Consider the following 25,507-nt stretch of genomic DNA (forward strand, 5'->3'; position numbering starts at 1 on the left):
GGGAATGTCGGATAGTCCTAAAACACTATTGCTCGTCGATGGGTCGAGCTATCTGTACCGCGCTTATCACGCGCTGCCGGATCTGCGTAATGGCGAGGGTCTGCCGACCGGGGCGATCTACGGCATGATCAATATGCTGCGGAAGCTCCGCAACGACTACCCGGCAGAGTATAGCGCCTGCGTGTTCGACGCGAAGGGCAAGACCTTCCGCGATGCGTTATATCCCGCATACAAGGAAAACCGCGCCGCGATGCCGGACGATCTGGCAAAGCAGATCGAACCCATCCACGAGGCGGTGCGTGCCATGGGCTGGCCCATCGTGGTGGTCGACGGCGTGGAGGCGGACGACGTGATCGGCACGCTCGCCTGCCAGGCGACCGCAGAGGGCTTTCGCACCGTGGTCTCCACCGGGGACAAGGACCTCGCGCAACTTGTGGACGAGAACGTGACGCTGGTCAACACCATGAGCGGCGAAGTTCTCGATCCGCCGGGCGTGGTCGCCAAGTTCGGCGTGCCGCCGAACCGCATCGTCGATTATCTGTCGCTGATCGGCGATGCGGTCGACAACGTGCCGGGCGTGCCGAAGGTGGGCCCCAAGACCGCGGTCAAATGGCTGACGCAGTATGGCTCGCTCGACGAGATCATCGCCAACGCGGTCGATATCAAGGGCGTGGTGGGCGAGAACCTGCGCAACACCATCGAGTGGCTGCCGCGCGCCCGCGCGCTCGTCACCGTCAAGACCGACTGCGACCTCACCGATACGCTGTCCGACTTCCACGCGCTGAAGGCGATGGGCGAGGACAAGGAGCTGCTGGCGCAATTCTTCAGCCGCTATGGCTTCAAGACCTGGCTGCGCGAGGTCACCGGCGAAAGCCTGCCGGACGCGCGCGCGCAGGCGCGTTCTCGTGCCGGCGCTCCCGTCGCGGAGAGCGCGGCGCAGGCCAGCCTGTTCGGCGCGCCGGCCGAGCCCGATCCGGTGCCCGCCGAGATCCGCTACGAGACGGTGACCACGGCGGAGGCGCTGGAGGCGTGGATGGCGCGCATCGAGGCCGCGCCGCTGGTTGCCATCGATACCGAGACCACGTGCCTGGACCCGATGACGGCGCAGATGGTGGGCATCTCGCTGTGCGCGGAGCCGGGCCATGCCTGCTATATCCCGGTCGCGCATCGCGGGCCGGACGTGGCCGGGCTCGATGGCCACGGGCAGCTGTCGCGCGAGGCCGTGCTCGAGCGCATGCGCGCCTGGCTGGAGGACCCGCAGAAGTCCAAGGTGGGCCAGCACCTGAAATACGATGCGCACGTGTTCGCCAACCACGGCGTCACGCTGCGCGGCATCCGCCACGACACCATGCTGGAGAGCTACGTGCTGGCGTCGCACCGCAACCACGGCATGGACAGCCTCGCGGAACGCCTGCTGGGGCTGAAGACCATCAGCTATGAAGAGGTGTGCGGCAAGGGCGCGGGCCAGATCTGCTTCGACCAGATCGACGTGGCGCGGGCCACCGAATACGCCGCCGAGGATGCCGACGTCACGCTGCGCCTGCATCGGACGATGTATCCGCAGCTGCAGTCGGTGGACGGGCTGCGCCGCGTCTACGAGGAGATCGAGATGCCGGTCTCGGTGGTGCTGCAGACCATCGAGCGCAATGGCGTGCTGGTCGACGCGCAGCGCCTGGCCGCGCAGAGCGCGGAGCTCGGCCAGCGCATGATGGCGCTGGAACAGGCGGCCTACGAGGCCGCGGGGCAGCCGTTCAACCTCGGCTCGCCCAAGCAGATCGGCGAGATCCTGTTCGGCCAGATGCAGTTGCCGGTCATCAAGAAGACCGCCAGCGGCGCGCCGTCGACGGACGAGGAGGTGCTGCAGAAGCTGGCCGAGGACTATCCGCTGCCCAAGCTGCTGCTGGACTATCGCGGCCTGTCGAAGCTCAAGTCCACCTACACGGACAAGCTGCCCAGGATGGTCAACGCCACCACGGGCCGCGTACACACGTGCTACGGGCAGGCCACCGCCGTGACGGGCCGGCTCGCCTCGACCGATCCGAACCTGCAGAACATTCCCGTGCGCACCGAGGAAGGCCGCCGCATCCGCGAGGCCTTCGTCGCGCCGCCGGGCAGCGTGATCGTGTCGGCCGACTATTCGCAGATCGAGCTGCGCATCATGGCCCATATCTCGGGCGACGAAAACCTGCTGTCCGCCTTCGCGAACCGCGAGGACGTACACCGCCATACCGCCGGCGAGATCTTCGGCGTCGAGCGCGACGCGGTCACCAGCGAACAGCGCCGCTATGCCAAGGTGATCAACTTCGGACTGATCTATGGCATGAGCGCGTTCGGCCTGGCCAGCAACCTGGGCATCGAGCGCGAGGCGGCCAAGCACTATATCGACCGCTATTTCATGCGCTATCCGGGCGTGGCGCGCTATATGGAAGAGACGCGGCAGCAGGCGCGCGAGCGTGGCTACGTCGAGACCGTGTTCGGCCGCCGGCTGTGGCTGCCGGACATCAACGGCGGCAACGGTCCGCGCCGCCAGGCGGCCGAGCGCGCCGCCATCAACGCGCCGATGCAGGGCACGGCGGCGGACCTGATCAAGCTGTCGATGATCGCCGTCCAGGAGTGGATCGAGCGCGAGGGCTTGCGCGCGATGCAGGTCATGCAGGTGCATGACGAACTGGTGCTGGAGGTCCCGGAGCCGGAGCTGGAGCTGGTCAAGGTGAGGCTGCCGGAGCTGATGTGCGGGGTTGCCTCGCTGCGCGTGCCGCTGGAAGCGGAAGTGGGCACGGGCGCGAACTGGGAAGAAGCGCACTGAGCGCCGGCGGGACGGCGGGCGTTGACCCTCACCCCTGGCCCTCTCCCGCTTGCGGGGAGAGGGAAGGGGACCACCGGCCTTGCCACCCCTGTCGCAGTGCAGCAAACTGCCACCCATCACCGTTATCGATCGAGAGACCATGACCCAGGCGCATCGCATCATCGTAGTCGGCGGAGGAGCGGGAGGTTTGGAACTGGTGACCCGGCTGGGCGACAAGCTCGGCCGGCGGGGCAGGGCCCACGTGGTGCTGGTGGACCGCTCCCCCATCCATATCTGGAAGCCGCTGCTGCACGAGGTGGCCGCGGGCAGCATGGACCCCAACACGCACCAGCTCGAATATGCCGCGCAGGCGCACTGGCATCATTTCGAATTCCAGCAAGGCGAGCTGACCGGCGTCGACCGGGTTGCGAAGACGATTTCCGTGGCGGCCTGCGTCGACGAGGACGGCGTGGAACTGCTGCCGGCGCGAGAGCTGCCGTATGACACGCTGGTACTGGCCATCGGCTCGGTAACGCATTTCTTCGGCGTGCCCGGCGCGGCCGAGCATGCCATCGCGCTCGACACCGCGGAGCAGGCCGAGCGCTTCCGGCGCCGGCTCATCGCCGCGTGCGTGCGCGCGCAGAACGGGCTGGGCACCGGCCATGGGGAAGGACGGCCGCGCGTGGATGTCGCCATCATCGGCGCCGGGGCGACCGGCGTGGAACTGTCGGCGGAACTGCGCAATACCGCCCAGGTGCTGAACGCCTATGGGCTGCACCGGCTCGATCCGCGCCGCGACGTGCATATCCACATCATCGAGGCCGGGCCGCGCATCCTGCCGGCGCTGTCCGAGCGGGTCTCGGGCGAGACCGCCAAGCTGTTGCGCAAGCTGGACGTGGAGGTGCTGGTCGGCGAGCGCGTGACGGAGGTCACGCCCGATGCCGTGCTGACGGCCAGCGGCAAGCGCATCGCCGCGGACCTGACGGTCTGGGCGGCCGGCATCACGGCGCCCAAGGTGCTTGCCACCACCGGACTGCCGCTCAGCCGGCTGGGCCAGATCGTGGTGGGCCCCACGCTGCAGAGCGAGGGCGATCCCGACGTGTTCGCCTTCGGCGATTGCGCGAGCTGCCCCTGGCCGGCGAAGCAGACGACCGTGCCGCCCCGTGCGCAGGCCGCGCACCAGCAGGCGAAATTCCTCTTCGACGCGCTGTGCGCCCGGCTCGACGGGCGGCCGCTGCCGGCGTTCGAGTTCAAGGACCTCGGCTCGCTGGTGTCGCTCGGGCACTTCAGCGCGGTTGGCAGCCTCATGGGCGGGTTGATCGGGGGCTCGATGTTCATCGAGGGCCTGATGGCCCGGTTCATGTATTCGTCGCTGTACCGGATGCACGTGATGGCCCTGCATGGGGCGGTGCGGATGGCGGTCGATACGGTGGCGCACTGGCTGCGCAGCAAGACCAATCCGCGCGTGAAGCTGCATTGAGGCACTGGGCGCGCGGCCCGCGCATGGGAATGCCCGCCGGCGAGCGCTTTCCCTTAGAATCGGCGGCCTGTGCCGGTGTGATCCGTGGACCCTTTCAGTAGCCGGCGCCCCGCAGCCAGACAACCCAGGAGAACCGCATGCTGATGCCCGAAGTGGAAAGCCTCGTACCCGGCCAGACGTTCAACCGCCGCTCCTTCGTCAAGACCGCGTTGGGTTCGGCCATCGCGGCCGCCGCGCTGCCCGCCACGGCCCAGGCGATCAAGACCGATTTCAGCGGGCTGACCGCGGGCGAGGTCACCATCCCGTCGGGCGACTTCAAGATGCCCGTCTACCGCGCGATGCCCGAGGGCAAGAAAGACTTGCCCGTGGTGCTCGTCGTCAGCGAGATCTTCGGGGTGCACGAGTACATCGCCGATGTGTGCCGCCGCTTCGCCAAGCTGGGCTATCTGGCGATCGCTCCCGAACTGTTCGCGCGCCAGGGCGACCCGAACAGCTTCGGCACGATCCAGGAACTGCAGCGCGAACTGATCGCCAAGGTGCCGGACCAGCAGGTCATGGGCGACCTCGACGCCGCGGTGGCATGGGCGGCCAGCAACGGCGGCAACACCGCCAAGCTGGGCATCACCGGGTTTTGCTGGGGCGGGCGCATCTCGTGGCTGTACGCCGCGCACAGCAAGCAGGTCAAGGCGGCGGTGCCTTGGTACGGACGCCTGGTGGGCGACCCGACGCCGCTGCAGCCCAAGAGCGCGGTCGAACTGGTCGACCGCCTCAATGCGCCGGTGCTGGGCCTTTACGGCGCCAAGGACACGGGCATCACGATGGAGCATGTGGAAAAGATGAAGGCCGCACTGGCCGCTTCGTCCAATCCGAATGCGAAGGCCTCGCACTTCATCGTCTATCCGGAAGCCGGCCACGCCTTCCATGCGGACTACCGGCCGAGCTACCGCGAGGCGGACGCCCGCGACGGCTGGGACCAGTGCCTCGCCTGGTTCAAGCAGCACGGCGTAGCCTGACGGCGCGCGCCGGCACCGCCTCCCGCAGGGCCTCTTTGGGCCCCAGTGAACCCCCGCCGCCCCGCCTTCCCCGGGGCGGCGACGTTTTCGCCATTGCAAAGTCGCCGGTGACGTACGTACAATGCGGGCTTTGCGTCATTTGCAACAGTGTTGCGTTTAAGGATCGACGGTCCGCACGGCAGTCCGGGCGGAGCGGAACGGCATCCGATATCGCCTCGCCGCCGCCGCCATCGATTTCCCGGGGAGCCCACCATTCATTCCACGCTGCTTTATATCCTGCTGGCCGCCACCATTTCCGGGGTCGGCAGCATCCTGGGCGCCGCGCTGCTCTCGCTGACCGCGGCCTCGCGCGTGGTCGAGCGCATGGTCAGCTTCTCGGTGGGCGTGCTGCTCGCCACCGCATTGCTGCATTCCCTGCCCGAGGCGTTCGAGTCGGGCGCCGATCCGCGCGCGCTGTTCGGCACGCTGCTGGCGGGCCTGCTGGGCTTCTTCCTGCTGGAAAAGATCTCGCTGCTGCGCCACTCGCACCACCACGAGGGCGACGGCCACCATCATCACCACGGCCATGACCGGGAAGTGGCCGGGCGCAGCGGCCTCACCATCCTGGTCGGGGACACCTTCCACAATTTCGCCGACGGCATCGTCATCGCGGCGGCGTTCCTGGCCGATCCGCATATCGGCGTCGTCACCGCGCTGGCCATTGCCGCGCACGAGATTCCGCAGGAGGTGGGCGACTTCATCGTGCTGCTCAATGCGGGCTTCTCGAAGGCACGCGCGTTCGCGTTCAACCTGCTGTCCAGCCTCGCGGCCGTCGTCGGCGGCCTGGTGGGCTATTTCCTGCTGGACGAGATGAGCACGTGGATTCCGTATGTGCTGGTCATCGCGTCCAGCAGCTTCCTGTATATCGCCGTCAGCGACCTGATGCCGCAGATGCAGCGCAAGCCCCGCTGGCGCGAGTCGATCGTGCAGGTGGTGCTGGTCACGGCCGGCATCGCCGCCATCGTGCTTATCACCAACGGCGTGCACGAGTCCCACGAGCACCATGGCCACGGCGCGCACGCCGACGGCCACGCCCACTGAGGCGGATGGCCCAAACGACAAAGAGGCGCCACGGGGCGCCTCTTTGTCATTGCCGATGCGGTTACCGCGGGCCGGTGGCCACGGGGCGGCGCGGATCCGCGCTCCACTCGCTCCACGAGCCGGGATAGAGCGCCGCGCCCGGCAGCCCGGCCACCTCGAGGGCCAGCAGGTTGTGGCAGGCCGTCACGCCCGAACCGCATTGCATTACGGCGCGCTCGGGCGCGGTGGCGCCCAGCACCCGGCCAAACTCCGCGCGCAGTTCGGCGGACGGCTTGAAGCGGCCGTCGGCGCCCAGGTTGTCCTTGAAGCAGCGATTGACCGCGCCGGGGATATGGCCGCCGACCGGATCGAGCGTCTCGTTCTCGCCGCGGAAGCGGTCCGGCGCGCGCGCATCGACCACCAGGCGAGTGGGCTCGGAGATATTGGCCAGCAGCGCGTCGGCGTCGACCGTGTCGACCAGCGCCTTGTGTCGGGTCAGATGTCCGGGCGCTTCCGGGTCGGGCGTGGTGCCGGACTCCAGGGGCAGGCCGGCGGCGATCCAGGCCTGCTTGCCGCCGTCGAGGACCGCCACCGCGCCATGGCCGATCCAGCGCAGCAGCCACCAGGCGCGCGCGGCATACATGCCGCCTTGCGCGTCGTAGACCACCACCTGGGTATCGTCGTTCAGGCCGATGGCGCGCAGGCGCGCGGTGAGCGCGTCGGGATCGGGCAGGGGGTGGCGGCCGTTGGTGCCGGTCTTCTCGCCGGACAGCTCGTTGTCCAGGTGCAGGTAGAAGGCGCCGGGCAGATGGCCTTGGTGATAGGCCTCGCGGCCCGCCGCCGGGTCGGCCAGATCGAAGCTGCAGTCGATGAGAACGGTGTGGCGCGACGGGTCGCGGAGCAGGGCTTGCAGGTCTGCGCAGGAAACCAGGGTGTTCAGGGTGTTGAGCATCGGAAAACCTGTCGGATGGATTGGCTCTTGTGGAACAGGGGATAACCGGTTCGGCATCTTGCGCCCGCGTCGGTTCCGTCGATGCTACACCGGGCGCTAGACCTCGGGATGAACCTCGGCCTCGGCCGACTTGACCGGCGTCGCCGCGGTCGGCTGCTGGTTGGTGCTCTCGCGGGCGCGCGACAGCGTGGTCGCAATGCCGCTGGCGATGATCAGGCCCATGCCGAGCCACGACAGCCAGTTCAGCCGGTCGTCCCAGATCAGCATGCCCCACAGGCTGGAGAACACGATGCCGGCGTATTGCAGGTTGGCAGTGAGCAGCGTGTTGCCGCGCTTGTAGGCGCGGGTCATCGAGGTCTGGCCGAGCGTGGCCAGCACGCCGATGGCGATCAGCAGCCCGACGCCATGCCAGCTGTGGGTGCTGGTGCCGGCGAACAGCATCCACACGAGTCCGACCACCAGGCCCACCAGCGAGAAATAGAAGACGATGCGGCCCTCGGGCTCGCCGAGCTGTCCGAGCTGGCGCACCTCGACATAGGCCAGCGCGGTGAAGACGCCGGAGATCAGGCCGATCAGCCCGCCCAGCAGCTGGTCCTTGCCCACCGACGGCTGCAGCAGGCATAGCACCCCGGCGAACGACATCAGGATGGCCCCGATCAGCTTGGGGTCCGCCGAGCCGCGCACGCCGGCCAGCGCCGCGCCGGCGCCGAGGATCAGCGCAATCCATACCGGCGACATGTAGTTCAGCGTCATCGCCGTGGCCAGGGGCAGCAGCGTGATCGAGGTGAACCACAGCAGCAGCGCCGTCACGCCGAAGAGGCTGCGCTTGATATGCATCGTCATGTGCGGCGTGCGCACCGAAACGCCGGACGAGGACAGCACGGCCCACATGATGGCCACGCCGATCAGGCTGCGGTAGAACACGATCTCGCCGGTGGTGTACTGCTCGGATGCCAGCTTCACGCCCACCCCCATCAACGAGAACGAGAAGGCGGCGAACAGCATCCAGAGCGATTGCATGGCGGGAAACGGCGGTAGGAGAGGCGAGGGAGGAAACGCGGCGCGCGGCTTCGGGTGAACCCCTAGTCGCTTGCGCCGGCCGATTGTAGCAGCGCTGCCGCGCTGCACCAATGAAAACGGACCGCGCCAGGGCGGTCCGTCGGGGTGGGGCGGGGCCGGCTCAGCCGGTGAAGTTCATCGCGCGCCGGTACCACTCGTGGAAGTGCTGCATGCCGTCTTCCATCGGCGACTGGTACGGGCCGGTCTCGCTGACGCCGCGCTTGAGCAGCGCCAGGCGGCCCGCATCCATGCGCTCGGCGATCTCGTCGTCCTCGATGCAGGTCTCCATGTAGGCGGCCCGCTCGGCCTGCACGAACTCCGGCTCGAACAGGGCGATTTCCTCGGGGTAGTAGAACTCCACCACGTTGCGCGTCTTGCGCGGTCCGACCGGGTGCAGCGTCGAGACGACCAGCACGTTGGGATACCACTCGACCATCACGTTCGGGTAGTACGTCAGCCAGATCGCGCCGTACTTGGGCAGCACGCCGTTGTTGAAGCGCAGCACCGCGTCATGCCACTTCTGGTAGGTGGCGCTGCCCGGGCGCTTCAGGCCTGCGTGCAGGCCCACGGTCTGCACGCTGTGCCACTCGCCGAACTCCCACGACAGATCGTCGCACGAGACGAAGCTGCCCAGGCCCGGGTGGAACGGCACGACGTGATAGTCCTCCAGATAGACCTCGATGAAGGTCTTCCAGTTGTAGTTGCACTCGTGGATCTCGACGTGGTTCAGCAGATAGCCCTCGAAATTGAGGTCATCGGCCACGCCCAGGCGCGCCAGGTCGCGGCGCACGTCGCGCTCGCCCTCGAACAGCAGTCCGTTCCAGTTCTGCAGCGGCGAGCGGTTCAGGTGGACACAGGGCTGCTGGGCGAAATGCGGCGCCCCAAGCAGTTCCCCCTTGAGGTCGTACGTCCAGCGGTGCAGCGGGCAGACGATGTTCTTCGCATTGCCGCGGCCGTTGAGCATGATGGCCTGGCGATGGCGGCAGACGTTGGAGAGCAGTTCGATGCCCTCGTTGTTGCGCACCAGGATGCGGCCTTCGTCCTCGGCGGCGAGCGTATGGTAGTCGCCGACTTCCGGCACCATCAGCGCGTGGCCGACGTAGCCCGGGCCCTTCTTGAACAGTTGTTCCAGTTCTTGTTGATGCAGCGCCTCGTCGAAGTAGACATTGACGGGCAGCTGCGAATCAGCCGGCGCGAGTTTCAGCGCGGTGCTGAGATTGGACATTATCCCCACTCCCTAATAACAGGCGAAAGCAGTGAACAACCCAACCATCGAATAAGTAATCGATTTGGGAAAGACGGTCAGACCGGACTTGAAGGGCTTGGTGCCCCGGTCTTTGCTGACGAACCGGGGATTGTACCCCACCCCCTTACTAAGGGACTGATTATTTTGCCTTTTTCGCCGGATCGGTTTCCCGGCGAAAGCGTAAAGCGCGCGATTCGTCACTTTGTGGGCGACGCCGATATGCGGCCCCGGGGCATCGCGCGACGAGCAGCGGCGTGAAGGCGAGCCGGCGTGACGCCGAATTGCCGTAAAATCCGGGTTTCTCCGTTCAGACACCCTTATGGCCAAGACACCCACTGCGGCCGCCGATATCGGCGACGCCGCTTCCAGCGTCCCGCCCGCATCATATGAAGCGGCCATGGCCGAACTCGAGGCGCTGGTGGCCAGCATGGAAAGCGGGGCCCTGCCCCTGGAAGAATCGCTGGCCGCCTATCGCCGCGGCGCCGAACTGGTCAAGTACTGCCAGCAGATGCTCGAGCGCGTGGAGCAGCAGGTCAAGGTGCTCGACGGCGACGTGCTCAAGCCGCTGGCCGAGCCGGACGCCCGGGCAGACAACTGATGCCTTCCTTCGATACCTGGATGCAGGCCCAGGCCGCCCGCACCGAGGGTGCGCTCGCCGCGGCTTTGCCGCCGGCCGGCACGCTGCCCGCGAGGCTGCACGAGGCCATGCGCTATGCCGCGCTCGGCGGCGGCAAGCGCATCCGCCCGTTGCTGGTCCACGCCGCCGGCGAGCTGACGGGCGCCGACGCGACGGCTTGCGACGCGGCGGCCTGCGCGGTCGAGATGATCCACGCGTATTCGCTCGTGCACGACGACATGCCATGCATGGACGACGACGACCTGCGGCGCGGCCGGCCCACGGTGCACAAGGCCTACGACGAGCCCACGGCCCTGCTGGTGGGCGATGCCCTGCAGACGCAGGCCTTCGCCGTGCTGGTGGAGGCGCCGGGCCTCGAGGCACCGGCCCGGTTGCGTCTGGTCGGCGAACTCGCCCGCGCGTCCGGCTCGCTCGGCATGGCCGGCGGCCAGGCCATCGACCTGCAGCACGTGGGGCTGGCCATGACGCTGGACGAGCTCGAGACCATGCACCGCATGAAGACAGGCGCGCTGCTGCGGGCGAGCGTCCGCATGGGCGCGCTGTGCGGCAGCGTGGACGAGGCGGGACTGGCGGCGCTGGATCGCTACGCGGCGGCGATCGGTTTGGCGTTCCAGGTGGTAGACGATATTCTGGACGTGACGGCGGATACCGCCACGCTGGGCAAGACCGCCGGCAAGGACGCCGAGCACGACAAGCCCACCTATGTGTCGCTGCTGGGCCTGGACCAGGCGCGCGCGCTGGCCGCCACGCTGGGCACGCAGGCGCACGATGCGCTGGCCGCCTTCGATGGCCGCGCAGGCAGGCTGGCGGAACTGGCCGACCTGATCGTGCTTCGCACCCACTGAAACGCCCACGCAGCGATCCATGCGCCCCGGCGACATTCGCCGCAACGACTTTCGCCGCACAACGACAAGCCGGACGCAAGAATCCGGCCGCAGGACGGAAACCATGACTTACGCTTTGCTGAACAACATCGACGACCCCGCGGACCTGCGCAAGCTGGACCGGCGCCAGCTGCATGCGCTGGCCGACGAGCTGCGCGCCTTCGTGCTCGAATCGGTCTCGCAGACCGGCGGGCATCTCTCGTCCAACCTGGGCACGGTGGAACTGACCATCGCGCTGCACCACGTCTTCAATACGCCGGACGACCGGCTGGTATGGGATGTGGGCCACCAGAGCTATCCCCACAAGATCCTGACGGGACGCCGCGACCGCATGCACACGCTGCGGCAATGGGGCGGCATTTCGGGCTTCCCCCGCCGCAGCGAAAGCCCCTACGACACCTTCGGCACCGCGCACTCGTCGACCTCGATCTCGGCGGCGCTGGGCATGGCGCTGGGCGCGCGCACGCTCGGCGAGCAGCGCGTGTCGGTGGCCGTGATCGGCGACGGCGCGATGACCGCCGGCATGGCCTTCGAGGCCATGAACAATGCCGGCGTCTACAAGGACCTGCCGCTGGTGGTGGTGCTCAACGACAACGACATGTCGATCTCGCCCCCGGTCGGCGCACTGAACCGCCATCTGGCGCGCCTGCTGAGCGGGCAATTCTATGCCGCCACCAAGAAGGGCATCGAGCGCGTGCTGTCGGTGGCCCCGCCGGTGCTCGAGTTCGCCAAGCGCTTCGAGGAACATGCCAAGGGCATGGTGGTGCCGGCCACGCTGTTCGAGGAGTTCGGCTTCAACTACATCGGACCCATCGACGGCCACGACCTGGATTCCCTGGTGCCCACGCTGCAGAACATCCGCCAGCGCGCGCTGGACGGCGGCGGCCCGCAATTCCTTCATGTCGTGACGAAAAAGGGCCAGGGCTACAAGCTGGCCGAAGCGGACCCGATCCTGTACCACGGCCCGGGCAAGTTCAATCCCGCCGAAGGCATCCGCCCGGCGGCCAAGCCGGCGCGCAAGACCTATACGCAGGTGTTCGGCGAGTGGCTGTGCGACATGGCGGCGGCCGAGCCGAAGCTGGTGGGCGTGACCCCCGCGATGCGCGAGGGCTCCGGCATGGTGGAATTCGAGAAGCGCTTCCCCGACCGCTACTACGACGTGGGCATCGCCGAGCAGCACGCGGTCACCTTCGCGGGCGGCCTGGCGTGCGAAGGGCTCAAGCCGGTGCTGGCGATCTATTCGACGTTCCTGCAGCGCGGCTACGACCAGCTGATCCACGACGTGGCGCTGCAGAACCTGCCGGTGGTCTTCGCGCTGGACCGCGCCGGCCTGGTGGGCGCCGATGGCGCCACGCACGCGGGCGCCTACGACATCGCCTTCCTGCGCTGCATCCCGAACATGATGGTCGCCACGCCGGCCGACGAGAACGAATGCCGGCAGCTGCTGACGACGGCGTTCCGCCACGACGGTCCGTCCGCGGTGCGCTACCCCCGGGGCGCGGGCCCCGGCGTGGCCACCGACAAGACGCTCGACGCCCTGCCGGTCGGCGTGGGCCAGATGCGCCGCACCGGCGGCGCGCGCGCCGGCCGCCGCGTGGCGCTGCTGGCCTTCGGTTCGATGCTGCATCCCGCGCTGGCCGCGGCGGATGCGCTCGACGCATCGGTGGCCAACATGCGCTTCGTCAAGCCGCTGGACGTCGAGCTGGTCAAGACGCTCGCGCGCGAGCACGACTTCCTCGTGACGGTGGAGGAAGGCTGCGTGATGGGCGGCGCTGGCAGCGCGGTGCTCGAGGCCCTGGCCGCGGCCGGCCTGGACGTGCCGGTCTTGCAGCTGGGTCTGCCTGACCAGTTCGTGGACCACGGCGACCCCGCCTTCCTGCTGTCGCAATGCGGGCTGGATGCGGCCGGGATCGAACGCTCGGTACGCGACCGTTTCGCGCTGGGCATCGAGCCGACGCCGGCCACGCCGGCGACCGCGGCCCGCGTCGCCTGACGCCCGCGGGGGTCCGGCCCGCGCCATCGGCGCGCCCTGCTGCCACCATGGCTTTGGCGGCGGGGTGCGCCGATTTCACTTAGAATCGCACGCTTTCGTGATCGCAACTGCGGGTCGGCTGGCTGTACGGGCATGCCGGCTCCGCGGTTTCACACTCGTTGCACGGCATGCATGCGAACATGCCGTGACCGTAAAGGAAACCGGTATGAATGACATCAATCCCGCCTTCTTGATGCCCGACGTGCAGTCGAGCCTGGACACCCGCCAGATTCCCATCCAGCGGGTCGGCGTCAAGGGCGTGCGATATCCCCTGTCCGTGAAGACCGCGGCCGGCGTGCAGGCCACCGTGGGCACTTTCAATCTGGACGTGCATCTGCCGGCGGACCAGAAGGGCACGCATATGTCGCGCTTCGTCGCGCTGCTGGAAGAGGAGCGCGAGCCGGTGGACCTGGCGTCGTTCCGGCTGCTGCTCGACAGGATGCTGGACAAGCTGGAGGCCAACGCCGGCCGCATCGAGGTGTCGTTCCCGTATTTCATCAACAAGGTGGCCCCGGTCTCCGGCGTGCAGTCGCTGATGGACTACGAGGTCACGCTGACCGGCGACGTCCGCGATGGCGTCGCGCGCGTGTTCCTGCAGGCGCTGGTGCCTGTGACCAGCCTGTGCCCGTGCTCCAAGAAGATTTCGCAGTACGGTGCGCACAACCAGCGCTCGCATATCACGATGCGCGTGGAACTGGCCGACGACCTGCCGGTGGAAGCCCTGGTGCGCATGGCCGAGGAAGAGGCGTCGTGCGAGCTGTGGGGTCTGCTGAAGCGGCCCGACGAGAAGTTCGTCACGGAGCGGGCCTACGAGAACCCCAAGTTCGTCGAGGACCTGGTGCGCGATATCGCCATGCGCCTGAACGCCGACGAGCGCATCGTGGCCTATGTGCTGGAGGCGGAGAACTTCGAGTCCATCCACAACCACAGCGCCTACGCGGTGATCGAGCGCGACAAGCGGCTGGCGCCGCTGGGCTTCTGACCGGCGCCCAAGCCAAACAAAAACGCCACCTGTTTCCAGGTGGCGTTTTTGTTTGGCGCGTCTGCTCGTTGCTCAGTGTGCCGGCAGGCGGATATCGGCGAGATCCCAGCGTGGCGTCACGCCATAGTCATAGCCGCGGGTGGCGAGCTGCGGCGCGGCCCGCAGCCGCATCGCGCCGGCGAAGGCGATCATTGCGCCGTTGTCGGTGCAGAAGGCCAGGTCGGGGTAGTGCACTTGGACCCTGCGCTTCGCACCCATCTCGTTGAGCCGTTCGCGCAGTTGCCGGTTGGCCCCCACGCCGCCGGCCACCACCAGCCGCTTGTGCCCCGTCTGCTTCAGCGCCGCGAACGACTTGGCGGCCAGCACGTCGACGATGGCGTCGACGAAGGCGCGCGCCAGGTCGGCGCGGTCCTGTTCGCAGACGTTGGCTAGCTTGCGGGTTTGCGTCAGCACCGCGGTCTTCAGGCCGGCGAACGAAAAATCCAGGTTGCCCGAATGCAGCATCGGCCGGGGCAGCGCATACACGCCGGGCGTGCCGAACTCCGCCAGCCGCGACACTTCCGGCCCGCCGGGGTAGCCCAGGCCGAGCAGCTTGGCCGTCTTGTCGAAGGCTTCGCCGGCGGCGTCGTCCAGCGTCTCGCCCAGCAGCGCGTAGTCGCCCACGCCGCGCACCTCCATCAGCTGCGTATGGCCGCCGGAGACCAGCAGCGCGACGAACGGGAAGGGCGGCGGATTGGGCGTGAGCAACGGCGACAGCAGGTGGCCCTCCAGGTGGTGCACGCCCAGCATCGGCACATCCAGCGCGAAGCCCAGCGCATTGGCGACCGAGGCGCCGACCAGCAGCGCGCCGGCCAGGCCAGGGCCCTGGGTGAAGGCGATGGCGTCGATATCGGCGCGCGTGCGTCCCGCTTCGTCGAGCACCTGGCGAAGCAGCGGCAGGACGCGGCGGATATGGTCGCGCGAGGCCAGCTCCGGCACCACGCCGCCGTAGTCGCGGTGCATCGCGATCTGCGAGTGCAGCGCGTGGGACAGCAGGCCGGCCTCGGTGTCGTAGAGGGCGAGGCCGGTTTCATCGCAGGACGATTCGATGCCGAGGACGAGCATGGGCGGAGGGTGTGGGCCTTGGCGGCCACCAAAACGCAACAGGGCTGGAAAGCGCGCCGGAGCAAGCGGGGCCCCGCGCGAGGCCCGCAGGGTAGCACAGCGGTGGCCAGCCCGCTTTTCGCTACAATCGCCGCTTCTTTGGCTGGCTGGATCGATATGGGTGGCATTCACGCCGCAGGCGCCGCGCGCGCCAGCTATGACGTTGCCGTGCTGGGCGCCGGCGCGGCCGGCATGATGTGCGCCGCGGTGGCGGGGCAGGGCGGCGCACGCGTGGTGCTGATCGACCACGCCACGCGGATCGCCGAGAAGATCCGCATCTCCGGCGGCGGACGCTGCAATTTCACCAATCTGCAGGCGGGCCCGGCGAACTACCTGTCGAACAATCCCAACTTCTGCCGGTCCGCGCTGGCCCGCTATACGCCCCAGGATTTCCTGGACCTGATGCGCCGGCACGGCATCGCCTGGCACGAGAAGCACCGGGGCCAGCTCTTTTGCAACGACAGCGCCGAGGACGTCATCGGCATGCTGCGCGCCGAGTGCGACAGCGGCGGCGTGCAATGGCGCACCGGCTGCGCCGTGGAAGAGGTGCGGCGCGAGGGCGACGACTTCCTGCTGCTGACCGCGCAGGGACCGGTCCGCGCCGGTGCGCTGGTGGTTGCCACCGGCGGCCTGTCGATTCCGAAGATCGGGGCAACCGACATGGGCTACCGGATCGCGCGCCAGTTCGGGCTGCCCATCGTCGAGACCCGGCCGGCCCTGGTGCCGCTGACCTTCGACGGCAAGGGCTGGGAGCCCTTCGCCACGCTGGCCGGGCTTGCCAAGGAGGTCGACGTCAGCACGGGCAGCGGCCGCGGCGCGGGCGCCTTCCGCGAGGACCTGCTGTGGACCCATCGCGGGCTGTCCGGTCCTGCCGTGCTGCAGATTTCCAGCTACTGGCGCCCCGGCACGCCGATTTCCATCGACCTGTTCGAGGGCGAGGACGCCGCCGCCTGGCTGTTGGCGCAGAAGCAGGCAAGCCGCAAGCACCTGAACAATCTGCTCGCCGAGCGCCTGCCGACGCGGCTGGCCGAGGCCTGGTGCCACGCGGCGCAGCTCGACGCCACCCGGCCGGTCGGGGAGTTGCCCGACAAGGCCCTGCGCCGGCTCGGCGAGGCGTTGAACCGGTGGCAGCTCGTGCCCTCGGGCACCGAAGGCTACCGCAAGGCCGAAGTCACGCTGGGCGGAGTGGACACCCGAGCACTGTCGTCGACCACCATGATGGCGCGCGACGTCGCCAATCTGTATTTCATCGGGGAAGTCGTGGACGTCACGGGCTGGCTCGGCGGCTACAACTTCCAGTGGGCGTGGGCATCGGCGGTGGCCGCGGGGCAGGCCGTTGCGGAAAACGCACGCGTAACCGCATGAAGCGCGAAGAAACGTCCACCTGAGGCCCGTCGGCGGAAGTAAACGCGCACGCGGCGAAAGGTGCGTGCTAAAATCCGCGTCTTCGTAAAACCGTAGAACCGCTAACTCTCACTTTTTTGGCCAAATGACGACGATCCGCCTAAAAGAAAACGAGCCCTTCGAAGTTGCGATGCGTCGCTTCAAGCGCACGATCGAGAAGAACGGCTTGATCACCGAGCTGCGGGCCCGCGAGTTTTACGAGAAGCCGACGGCCGAGCGCAAGCGCAAGAAGGCCGCGGCGGTGAAGCGCCACTACAAGCGCATCCGCAGCCAGATGCTGCCGAAGAAGCTCTACTGATCGCGTCCCGCGTCAGCTCCCGAACCCGCTGTGGGCAACGCTCCGGCGGGTTTTTGCGTTGGCGCTGGTCGCCGACGGCCAACCGACTGCCAACCTCTCCCGGAAAACTGCCATGTCCCTCAAAGCCCGCATCAATGACGACATGAAGGCCGCCATGCGCGCCCGCGAATCCGAGCGCCTGGGCACGATCCGGCTGCTGCTCGCCGCCATCAAGCAGCGGGAAGTCGACGAGCGCATCGAACTGGACGACCAGGCCGTGATCGCGGTGGTGGACAAGCTGCTGAAGCAGCGCAAGGACTCCATCTCCCAGTTCCAGCAGGCCGGACGCACCGACCTGGCCGACAAGGAAGCCGCCGAAGTCGTGGTACTGCAGGCGTATATGCCGGCAGCGCTGTCGGACGCCGAGGTGGCGGAGGAAGTGCGCAAGGCCATCGCCGAGAGCGGGGCGGCCGGTCCGCAGGACATGGGCAAGGTCATGGGCCTGCTCAAGCCGCGCCTGGCGGGCAAGGCCGACATGACGGCGGTCTCGGGCCAGGTGAAGGCGGCGCTCGCGCCGAAATAAGCGCCCGGCCGGCGCCGCCGGCCAGCCAGTTCCGCGGTGCGGTTGTGATACCGCAGTCACAAATTATCCCGGCAAGCCGCGAGCTGGGCACTACAATGGTTCGATACCAGCCGGCTCGCAGCGCCGGCCACGCATATCTATAAGGGCCGCCAACACCGTATGGCGGCCGCTTCAGGACGGTCAAACGGGTGATTCCGCAATCCTTTATTCAGGACCTGCTCAACCGCGTCGATATAGTCGATGTGGTGGGCAAGTATGTGCAGCTGAAGAAGGGCGGGGCGAATTTCATGGGCTTGTGCCCGTTCCATAACGAAAAATCGCCGTCATTTACCGTCTCCCCGGCCAAGCAGTTCTACCACTGCTTCGGCTGCGGGGCGCACGGCTCGGCCATCGGTTTCCTGATGGAGTATTCCGGCCAGTCGTATCCGGATGCGGTGCGCGAGCTGGCGCAGTCGGCCGGCCTGACCGTGCCGGAGGAGCGCGACCGGTTGCCGCCGGCCCAACGCGCGGAGCAGCAGGCTCGCACGCTGGCGCTGTCGGACGCCATGACGCGCGCCACCGAGTTCTACCGGCGGCAGTTGCGCGGCGCCCCGCAGGCCATTCAGTACCTGAAGGGGCGGGGCCTGACCGGCGAGATCGCCGCGGCGTTCGGCCTGGGCTATGCCCCGGACGACTGGCAGGGGCTGGAGGCCGTGTTCGGCAGCTATCGGGACGACACCATCGCCGGACCGCTGACCGAGGCGGGGCTGCTGATCGAGAGCGAGAAGCGCGATCCCGACGGCAAGCCGCGCCGCTATGACCGTTTCCGGGACCGCATCATGTTCCCGATCCGCAATACCAAGGGCCAGGTCATCGGCTTTGGCGGCCGGGTGATGGGCCAGGGGGAGCCCAAGTATTTGAATTCTCCCGAAACGCCCCTGTTCAGCAAGGGCACCGAGCTATACGGATTATTCGAAGCACGGCATGCGATCCGGGAAACCGGCTACGTTCTCGTGGTCGAAGGGTATATGGACGTGGTGGCGCTGGCGCAACTTGGGTTCGCCAATGCGGTGGCCACGCTGGGAACGGCGTGTACGCCGGTCCATGTGCAGAAGCTGTTGCGCCAGTCGGACGCCGTGGTGTTCTCGTTCGACGGCGACGCGGCGGGCCGCCGCGCGGCGCGCCGGGCGCTGGAGGCTTGCCTGCCGCACGTGGCGGACAACAAGACCATCCGCTTCCTGTTCCTGCCGGCCGAGCACGACCCGGACAGCTATGTACGGGAGGAAGGCACGGAAGCCTTCGCCGCCCAGGTGCGGGACGCCATGCCCTTGTCCCGCTTCCTGCTGCAGACGGTGACGGAAGAGCAGGACCTGCGCCAGCCCGAGGGCCGCGCGCGGGCGCAGTACGAGGCCAAGCCGCTGCTGCAGGCGATGCCCCCGGGCGGCCTGCGGCTGCAGATCGTGCGCGAGCTGGCCGAGGCGACCGGCACGACGCCGGCCGAGATCGAGGCGGTCTGCGGCCTGGCGAGCGATCCGGCGCGGGCCGGCCGGTTCGCGCAGCCGCGGCCGCGGGCCAAGCGGCAGGCGCCGACCGGCCTGGAACAGCGGGTGCTGCAGCTGCTGATGCGCTATCCGCATCTGTCCGCGCGTCTGGACGAAGACAGCCGGGCGCTGCTGCTGGGCGAGGATGCGCCCGGTTCCGAGGTGTTCGCGCATCTCGTCGCCAGCTGCGACGACCTGCACGGCGAGGTGAACTTCGCCGCGTTCAGCGAGCACCTGGCGCAGTCGCCCTACGCGGAGTTCTACGCCAACGTGCGCGCCGCGGTGCTGCGCGAGGAAATCGAAGAGGAGCCGGCCACGCAGGAATTCGACGCGGCGGTGACCAAGTTGCTGGCGGAGCCGCTGCGGCGCGAGCTGGAGCTGGTGCAGGCCACGGTGGTGAACGGCACGGCGGATGAGGAGGCGAAGGCACGTCTGCGCTGGCTGGTCACCGAGATCAACCGGCGCCGGCAGATCGGCTGAAAGCCGGTCGAAAGCGCCGTCGCGCATGGTGTGCGGCAAGCGCTGCCGCAGGGAAGGAATCAGTGGGGCGAGCCCGGGAAACCGGCTTAAGCCTTGATTTTTCAGGTGAAAACCTCACCTGTCAGGAAAGCCGGCTGTTGGTTACGTGCTACAATTGCCGGTTTGGATTGCGAAATCTTTCTCTCCAGTTCTGGTGAAAGTGAGCGTGCCAATGGCAAAGGCCAAAGCGACCGAGAAGGTCTCCATCAAGGCTCCCCAATCAGGGAGTGGCAAGGCGTCCGTAAAAGCAACGGCGGCGGAAAAGCATTCCGCGCCAGTCAGGACGCAAGCTGTGCCTGTGCCAACCAAGTCCGCGCGCGGCGCCAAGGCGCCCGACGCGACCACACCCACCAGGACCCGCACATCCGAGAAAAAGCCCTCGATTTCGGCACGCGAGAGCGGTAGGCGCGTCAGCGCAAATACGGACGGCAGCGATGCCGCACCTGTACCTCTGAAAGGCAAGAGTATCCCCGTGGCGAAACAGCAGAATACCGAAGTCGAGAGCAAGCGTACGGCAGCCGCCGGCGTCAAGAACGGCAGTGCCGCCAAGGGCGCCGCCGCGACGGCGACCAAGGCGCGCGCCGCCACTTCCGCCCCCGTTGCATCCGAGCGTCCCGCCGCTCCGGCAGTCAAGCCGGAGCCGAAGAAGCGTGGCCGCAAGCCCAAGGCCGAGATGCAGCAAGACGACAGCACAACAGACGACGTGACTGAAGAGCTTTACGAAGATGACACGCCCGCGGCGGCCCCGGCCGCCGCGGCACCCGCCCCGGCCGCCGCGCCGCGGACGGAAAAGCAGAAGGCCAAGGACCGCAAGGCGAAGGAAAAGGCGCTGCTGAAGGAATTCGCCTCGGCCCAGCAAGGCACCGAGGAAGAACTCGAGGCCCGCCGCCAGAAACTCAAGGCGCTGATCAAGCTCGGCAAGTCGCGCGGCTACCTGACCTACGCCGAGATCAACGATCACCTGCCGGACGACATGGTCGATTCGGAGACGATCGACACGCTGGTCGCCACGCTCAACGACATCGGCATCGCCGTGTACGAGCAGGCGCCGGACGCCGAGACGCTGCTGCTGAACGACAACGCCCCGTCGGCCACCAGCGAGGAAGAGGCCGAGGAAGAGGCCGAAGCCGCGCTGTCCACCGTCGACTCCGAGTTCGGCCGCACCACCGACCCCGTGCGCATGTACATGCGCGAGATGGGTACCGTGGAGCTGCTGACCCGTGAAGGCGAAATCGAGATCGCCAAGCGGATCGAAGCCGGCCTGAAGGACATGGTGATGGCCATTTCGGCGTGCCCGGTCACGATCTCCGAGATCCTGGCCCATGCCGAGCGCGTGGCCAACGACGAGATCAAGATCGACGAGTTCGTCGACGGCCTGATCGACCCGAACGCCGAGGAACAGGCTCCCGAGCCGGCCGCGCCCGCCGTGGCCGCCGCCGAGGAGGAAGACCTGGAGTCCGACGAGGAAGAGTCCGACGAGGACGAGGATGACGACGCCGCCGGCGCCGGCGCCTCCGCGCGCCAGCTGGAAGAGCTGAAGCAGGCCGCGCTGGAGAAATTCCGCGTGATCGCCGACCAGTTCGACAAGATGCGCCGCGCCTTCGAGAAGGAGGGCTACAAGTCCAAGCCTTACGTGAAGGCGCAGGAAGCGATCCAGAACGAACTGATGGCCATCCGCTTCACCGCCCGCAACGTCGAGCGCCTGTGCGACACGCTGCGTGGCCAGGTGGACGAGGTCCGCAAGCTCGAGCGCGCGATCCTGAACATCGTGGTCGACAAGTGCGGCATGCCGCGCGCCGATTTCGTCGCGCGCTTCCCGGGCAACGAGACGAACCTGGACTGGATCCACACCGTCGTGGCCGATGGCAAGGGCTACAGCACGATCGTCGAGCGCAATGTGCCGGCGGTGCACGAGCTGCAGCAGAAGCTGATCGACCTGCAGGCGCGCGTGGTGCTGCCGCTGAAGGAACTGAAGGAAGTCAACCGCAAGATGTCCGAGGGCGAGAAGCGCGCCCGCGAGGCCAAGCGCGAGATGACCGAGGCCAACCTGCGTCTGGTGATTTCGATCGCGAAGAAGTACACCAACCGCGGTCTCCAATTCCTGGATCTGATCCAGGAAGGCAACATCGGCCTGATGAAGGCGGTGGACAAGTTCGAATACCGCCGCGGGTACAAGTTCTCGACGTATGCCACGTGGTGGATCCGCCAGGCCATCACCCGTTCGATCGCCGATCAGGCGCGCACCATCCGGATTCCGGTGCACATGATCGAGACGATCAACAAGATGAACCGCCTGTCGCGCCAGTACCTGCAGGAAACCGGCAACGAGCCGGATCCGGCGACGCTGGCCGAGAAGATGGAGATGCCAGAGGACAAGATCCGCAAGATCATGAAGATCGCCAAGGAGCCGATCTCCATGGAGACGCCGATCGGCGACGACGAGGATTCGCACCTGGGCGACTTCATCGAGGATCAGAACACGCAGGCGCCGGCCGAGGCCGCGCTGCACGGTTCGATGCGCGATGTCGTCAAGGACGTGCTCGATTCGCTGACGCCGCGCGAGGCCAAGGTCCTGCGCATGCGTTTCGGCATCGAAATGAGCACGGACCACACGCTGGAGGAAGTCGGCAAGCAGTTCGACGTCACGCGTGAGCGGATCCGCCAGATCGAGGCCAAGGCGCTGCGCAAGCTGCGCCACCCGAGCCGGTCCGACAAGCTGAAGAGCTTCCTGGAAGGCAGCTGATTCTGGCTGACGCTTCCACGGGCCTCTAGCTCATGCCTGGTTAGAGCAGCGGACTCATAATCCGTTGGTGCCGTGTTCGACTCACGGGAGGCCCACCACACGCGGGCAAAAGGGGTTACGACGATTCGTAACCCCTTTTTTTTGTCCCGGCGTGCCGCGATGGTGCGCTCCGCCGCAACGGCATCCCCCGCCAGTGCGCGCGTCCAGGGACCAAAGTCCAACGCCAATCCGTTTGCCTCGTCCGCGCGGAGCTACCAAACTGTAGCGATACAGCATCTTCGTTCCGACCTTCGCGGGGGCCGCCATGAGCAAATCGAAGCGACGCAAGTCATCGGAAGAGGCGACGGCCGGAGCGGGCGCGACGCTTGATCGCAATGGCGATGCCGGCCGCCATGCCGGCGCCGGCGTGGCGAGGCCGCGCATGTCCGGCAAGGAATATGAGGAGGCATTGCGCAAGCTGCATGTGGAACTGGTGACGCTGCAGGAATGGGTCGTCAGGACCGGCGCCAAGATCTGCATCGTGTTCGAAGGGCGCGACGGCGCGGGAAAGGGCGGCACCATCAAGGCGCTGACCGAACGGGTCAGTCCGCGCGTGTTCCGTGTCGTGGCGCTGCCCGCGCCTACCGACCGCGAGAAAAGCCAGATGTATTTCCAGCGTTACCTGCCGCACCTGCCGGCGGCGGGCGAAGTCGTCATCTTCGACCGCAGCTGGTACAACCGGGCCGGCGTGGAGCGCGTCATGGGCTTCTGTTCGGAGGAAGACGCGGCACGCTTCCTGGAGGCGGTGCCGCTGGTGGAGCGCGCCATCGTCTCGTCCGGGATCGTGCTGATCAAGTACTGGCTGGAGGTCAGCCAGGAGGAGCAGACGAAACGGCTCGAGGCGCGCATCCATGACGGTCGCAAGCTGTGGAAGCTGACCGGGATGGACCTGAAGTCGTACAGCCGCTGGTACGACTATTCGCGCGCGCGCGACGACATGTTCGAGGCCACCGACACGCCGGACACGCCCTGGCATGTCGCCGATTCGAACGACAAGCGGCGTGCCCGCCTGAACATCATCAGCGACCTGCTGGGCCGAATCCCCTACGAAAAACTGCCGCGCAAGACGCCGGAGCTGCCGGCCCGCCAGAAGCGAGGGGACTATCGCGAGCCGGACCACCCGTTCCGCTATATCGCGCAGCGGTATTGAGCGCGCACTACGTCCCGAGGCGGCGCGAGCTGCGGTAGTGCGCGATGCCGACCAGCACGGCGCCGGCCAGGAACACCAGCAGGCAGCCCCACAGCCATTGGTGGGCCACGATGTTGATCCAGTAGCCGGTGGGGCTGTCGGCGCGGATCAACTGCACCTGCAAACCGTACAGCGCGAAGTTGATCAGGTGATGCGGCTCGGGAATATTGCCGACGGGATCGGAGAACAGCAGGCCGAGCGCCGCCAGCCAGAAGGCTGCGATCATCAGTCGGATGCCGGCTTTGCGCATGGTCGCTCCCAAGCCGCGTGCGTGCCGCACTTGCCTCGATCATTGGGCGCGGCCGTGGCCCGCGCAATTGGACCAAGGTCCCATCCGCCGCCACGCGCCCCCGCGCGGAACCGCGCCCAAAGGCCAATACCAAACGCGGCCGGCGAATCCACAATGAACTGGCCTGCGGCAAACGCGGCATTGCAGCCGGTTCGGCGGAAATGGAGGCGGCCATGGCCCGATGGCTCGAACGCCTGATGTCCTGCGTGCGCATGCTCGCGGCGGCGGGATGTCTGGCCATGCCAGCCGTGCCGGGGGCCCAGACTTCGGCGCCGGCGGCGGCGCCCACGTTCCGGCCCGAGGAGATCGAGGCGCTGGTGGCGCCGATCGCACTGTATCCGGACACGGTGCTGTCGCAGGTGCTGATGGCCTCCACCTACCCGCTGGAGATCGTCTACGCCGCGCGCTGGCTCAAGGCCAATCCCAACACGAAGGGCGAAGCGGCGGTCAAGGCGGTGGAGAACCAGCCGTGGGACGTCAGCGTGAAGTCGCTGGTGGCGTTCCCCCAGGTGCTCGAACCGATGAGCGACAAGCTGGACTGGACCCAGAAGCTCGGCGACGCCTTCCTCGCGCAGGAGAAGGACGTGCTGGCCGCGGTACAACGCCTGCGCGCGCGGGCGCGTGACGCCGGCAACCTGCAATCGAACGAACAGCAAAAGGTATCGGTGAAGGCGACGCCGCCTGCGCAGGGCACGTCCGGGCCGCCCCCGCCGCCGCAGACCATCGTGATCGAGTCCGCGAATCCGCAGGTCATCTACGTGCCCGCCTACAACCCGACGGTGGTCTATGGCGCCTGGGGTTATCCCAGTTATCCACCGTACTACTGGCCGCCGTATCCGGCCTACTATCCCGGCGCCGCGCTGGCGACAGGGCTGGCATGGGGCATCGGGTTCGCGGCCGCGGGCGCCATCTTCGGCGACTGCAACTGGGGCGGCGGCGATGTGAATATCGATATCGACCGGGCGACCAATATCGACCGCAGCTTCGATCGCACCAAGGTGCAGGGCGGCAACAAGTGGCAGCACGATGCGAAGCACAGGCAGGGGGTGGCCTATCGGGACAATGCCTCGCGAGAGCGCTTTTCCAGCAACGTGGGCGGCGCGGACCGGCGCAGCGACTATCGCGGGCGCGAGGGCGGTGGCGAGCGGGCTGGCGTATCGGATCGCGCCGCGGACCGCGAGGGCCGGGCAGATCGCGCGGGAGGGGACAGGCAGGCCGGCGACCGCCAGGCCGGGACGCGCCAGGTGTCGGACCGGCAGGCGGGAGACCGGCAGGCGCCAGACCGGCAGGTCGGCGATCGCCAGAGCGGCGGCAGGGAGGGCCTGGGCGATGGCGCCGGCCGCACGGCCGCCGCGGGCGACCGCTCGCACGGCGGCGGCCGGGACAACGCGTTCCAGGGCGTGGGCAGCGGCCAGAGCGCCCAGCGCGACATCGACCGCGGCCGCGCCAGCACGCAGTCGGCGAGCCTGCACAGCGGCGGCCGCGGCGGCGGCGACTTCGGTGGCGGCGGCGGGCGCTCCGGCGGCGGCTTCAGCGGCGGTGGCGGGCATGGAGGCGGCTTCAGTGCCGGCGGCCGGGGCGGCGGCGGCGGTTTCGGCGGTGGCCGGGGCGGCGGTCGCGGCGGCGGCAGGCGTTGACAAGGAGGCAGCATGACGTCGCGATCGTTCGGGGC

20 protein-coding genes and 1 tRNA gene are annotated in these 25,507 nt (G+C 67.8%); 16 read left to right on the forward strand and 5 right to left on the reverse strand.

The window, feature by feature from the left end:
* Positions 1-4: 4 nt before the first annotated feature.
* The 4 genes from polA to LDO27_RS17625 all read left to right on the forward strand — a co-directional run bounded on the left by polA (position 5) and on the right by LDO27_RS17625 (position 6,358).
* The gene (gene polA / locus LDO27_RS17610; protein WP_224043046.1) at positions 5-2,806 is read left to right on the forward strand and encodes a DNA polymerase I; all 2,802 of its coding nucleotides are present in this window, start codon (positions 5-7) and stop codon (positions 2,804-2,806) included.
* A 139-nt stretch (positions 2,807-2,945) separates the two neighbouring features.
* A complete protein-coding gene (locus tag LDO27_RS17615) occupies positions 2,946-4,265 on the forward strand; it encodes an NAD(P)/FAD-dependent oxidoreductase (RefSeq protein ID WP_224043048.1) in 1,320 nt (439 codons plus the stop codon).
* 137 nt (positions 4,266-4,402) lie between these two features.
* Positions 4,403-5,278 (forward strand): dienelactone hydrolase family protein, encoded by an 876-nt coding sequence (locus LDO27_RS17620; RefSeq protein WP_224043050.1) that lies wholly within the window; start codon positions 4,403-4,405, stop codon positions 5,276-5,278.
* Between the two features lie 252 nt (positions 5,279-5,530).
* Positions 5,531-6,358: a ZIP family metal transporter gene (locus LDO27_RS17625; RefSeq protein ID WP_224043157.1), complete on the forward strand. Its 828-nt coding sequence runs from the start codon at positions 5,531-5,533 to the stop codon at positions 6,356-6,358.
* A 61-nt stretch (positions 6,359-6,419) separates the two neighbouring features.
* Here LDO27_RS17625 and LDO27_RS17630 read toward each other — a convergent pair whose 3' ends face one another.
* From LDO27_RS17630 to LDO27_RS17640, 3 genes are all read right to left on the reverse strand, one after another.
* Positions 6,420-7,289, reverse strand: a complete 870-nt coding sequence (locus LDO27_RS17630) for a sulfurtransferase (protein WP_224043052.1) — start codon at positions 7,287-7,289, stop codon at positions 6,420-6,422.
* Positions 7,290-7,385: 96 nt separating this feature from the next.
* Positions 7,386-8,309, reverse strand: a complete 924-nt coding sequence (locus LDO27_RS17635; RefSeq protein ID WP_224043054.1) for a DMT family transporter — start codon at positions 8,307-8,309, stop codon at positions 7,386-7,388.
* A gap of 160 nt (positions 8,310-8,469) precedes the next feature.
* Complete coding sequence (locus LDO27_RS17640) at positions 8,470-9,573, reverse strand: aromatic ring-hydroxylating oxygenase subunit alpha (protein WP_224043055.1); 1,104 nt, start codon at positions 9,571-9,573, stop codon at positions 8,470-8,472.
* Positions 9,574-9,913: 340 nt separating this feature from the next.
* On the opposite strand from LDO27_RS17640, the gene LDO27_RS17645 reads away from it, so the two are divergent.
* The 4 genes from LDO27_RS17645 (at position 9,914) to folE2 (ending at position 14,129) form a co-directional block, all read left to right on the forward strand.
* The gene (locus LDO27_RS17645; protein ID WP_222207671.1) at positions 9,914-10,192 is read left to right on the forward strand and encodes an exodeoxyribonuclease VII small subunit; all 279 of its coding nucleotides are present in this window, start codon (positions 9,914-9,916) and stop codon (positions 10,190-10,192) included.
* Positions 10,192-11,076 (forward strand): polyprenyl synthetase family protein, encoded by an 885-nt coding sequence (locus LDO27_RS17650; RefSeq protein ID WP_224043057.1) that lies wholly within the window; start codon positions 10,192-10,194, stop codon positions 11,074-11,076. The genes LDO27_RS17645 and LDO27_RS17650 overlap by 1 nt, the downstream gene beginning before the upstream one ends.
* Positions 11,077-11,179: 103 nt before the next feature.
* Positions 11,180-13,108, forward strand: coding sequence for a 1-deoxy-D-xylulose-5-phosphate synthase (gene dxs, locus LDO27_RS17655; RefSeq protein WP_224043059.1), 1,929 nt, complete (start codon positions 11,180-11,182; stop codon positions 13,106-13,108).
* Between the two features lie 205 nt (positions 13,109-13,313).
* Positions 13,314-14,129 carry a GTP cyclohydrolase FolE2 gene (folE2, locus tag LDO27_RS17660; protein WP_222207665.1) on the forward strand — a complete coding sequence of 272 codons (816 nt, stop codon included), beginning with the start codon at positions 13,314-13,316 and terminating at the stop codon, positions 14,127-14,129.
* Between the two features lie 72 nt (positions 14,130-14,201).
* On the opposite strand, the gene tsaD is transcribed toward folE2, so the two are convergent.
* Positions 14,202-15,233 carry a tRNA (adenosine(37)-N6)-threonylcarbamoyltransferase complex transferase subunit TsaD gene (tsaD, locus tag LDO27_RS17665; protein ID WP_224043060.1) on the reverse strand — a complete coding sequence of 344 codons (1,032 nt, stop codon included), beginning with the start codon at positions 15,231-15,233 and terminating at the stop codon, positions 14,202-14,204.
* A 156-nt stretch (positions 15,234-15,389) separates the two neighbouring features.
* On the opposite strand from tsaD, the gene LDO27_RS17670 reads away from it, so the two are divergent.
* The 7 genes from LDO27_RS17670 to ppk2 all read left to right on the forward strand — a co-directional run bounded on the left by LDO27_RS17670 (position 15,390) and on the right by ppk2 (position 23,507).
* The gene (locus LDO27_RS17670) at positions 15,390-16,637 is read left to right on the forward strand and encodes a BaiN/RdsA family NAD(P)/FAD-dependent oxidoreductase (RefSeq protein WP_224043061.1); all 1,248 of its coding nucleotides are present in this window, start codon (positions 15,390-15,392) and stop codon (positions 16,635-16,637) included.
* Between the two features lie 124 nt (positions 16,638-16,761).
* Complete coding sequence (gene rpsU, locus LDO27_RS17675; RefSeq protein WP_006576196.1) at positions 16,762-16,974, forward strand: 30S ribosomal protein S21; 213 nt, start codon at positions 16,762-16,764, stop codon at positions 16,972-16,974.
* A gap of 112 nt (positions 16,975-17,086) precedes the next feature.
* Positions 17,087-17,536, forward strand: coding sequence for a GatB/YqeY domain-containing protein (locus LDO27_RS17680; protein WP_222207659.1), 450 nt, complete (start codon positions 17,087-17,089; stop codon positions 17,534-17,536).
* Positions 17,537-17,724: 188 nt separating this feature from the next.
* The gene (gene dnaG / locus LDO27_RS17685) at positions 17,725-19,536 is read left to right on the forward strand and encodes a DNA primase (protein ID WP_224043062.1); all 1,812 of its coding nucleotides are present in this window, start codon (positions 17,725-17,727) and stop codon (positions 19,534-19,536) included.
* Between the two features lie 490 nt (positions 19,537-20,026).
* Entirely contained in the window at positions 20,027-22,318 is a 2,292-nt protein-coding gene (rpoD, locus tag LDO27_RS17690; protein WP_224043159.1) for an RNA polymerase sigma factor RpoD, read from the forward strand.
* 19 nt (positions 22,319-22,337) lie between these two features.
* A tRNA-Ile gene (locus LDO27_RS17695) sits at positions 22,338-22,416 on the forward strand.
* A 323-nt stretch (positions 22,417-22,739) separates the two neighbouring features.
* Positions 22,740-23,507 carry a polyphosphate kinase 2 gene (ppk2, locus tag LDO27_RS17700; protein WP_224043161.1) on the forward strand — a complete coding sequence of 256 codons (768 nt, stop codon included), beginning with the start codon at positions 22,740-22,742 and terminating at the stop codon, positions 23,505-23,507.
* A gap of 7 nt (positions 23,508-23,514) precedes the next feature.
* Here ppk2 and LDO27_RS17705 read toward each other — a convergent pair whose 3' ends face one another.
* Positions 23,515-23,796, reverse strand: a complete 282-nt coding sequence (locus LDO27_RS17705; RefSeq protein WP_222207653.1) for a hypothetical protein — start codon at positions 23,794-23,796, stop codon at positions 23,515-23,517.
* Positions 23,797-24,008: 212 nt separating this feature from the next.
* Between LDO27_RS17705 and LDO27_RS17710 the strand changes: the two genes are divergently transcribed.
* A complete protein-coding gene (locus LDO27_RS17710; protein ID WP_377747459.1) occupies positions 24,009-25,472 on the forward strand; it encodes a DUF3300 domain-containing protein in 1,464 nt (487 codons plus the stop codon).
* Positions 25,473-25,507: the final 35 nt, after the last annotated feature.

This window comes from Cupriavidus respiraculi, assembly GCF_914271545.1.
Taxonomy (GTDB): Bacteria; Pseudomonadota; Gammaproteobacteria; order Burkholderiales; family Burkholderiaceae; genus Cupriavidus; species Cupriavidus respiraculi.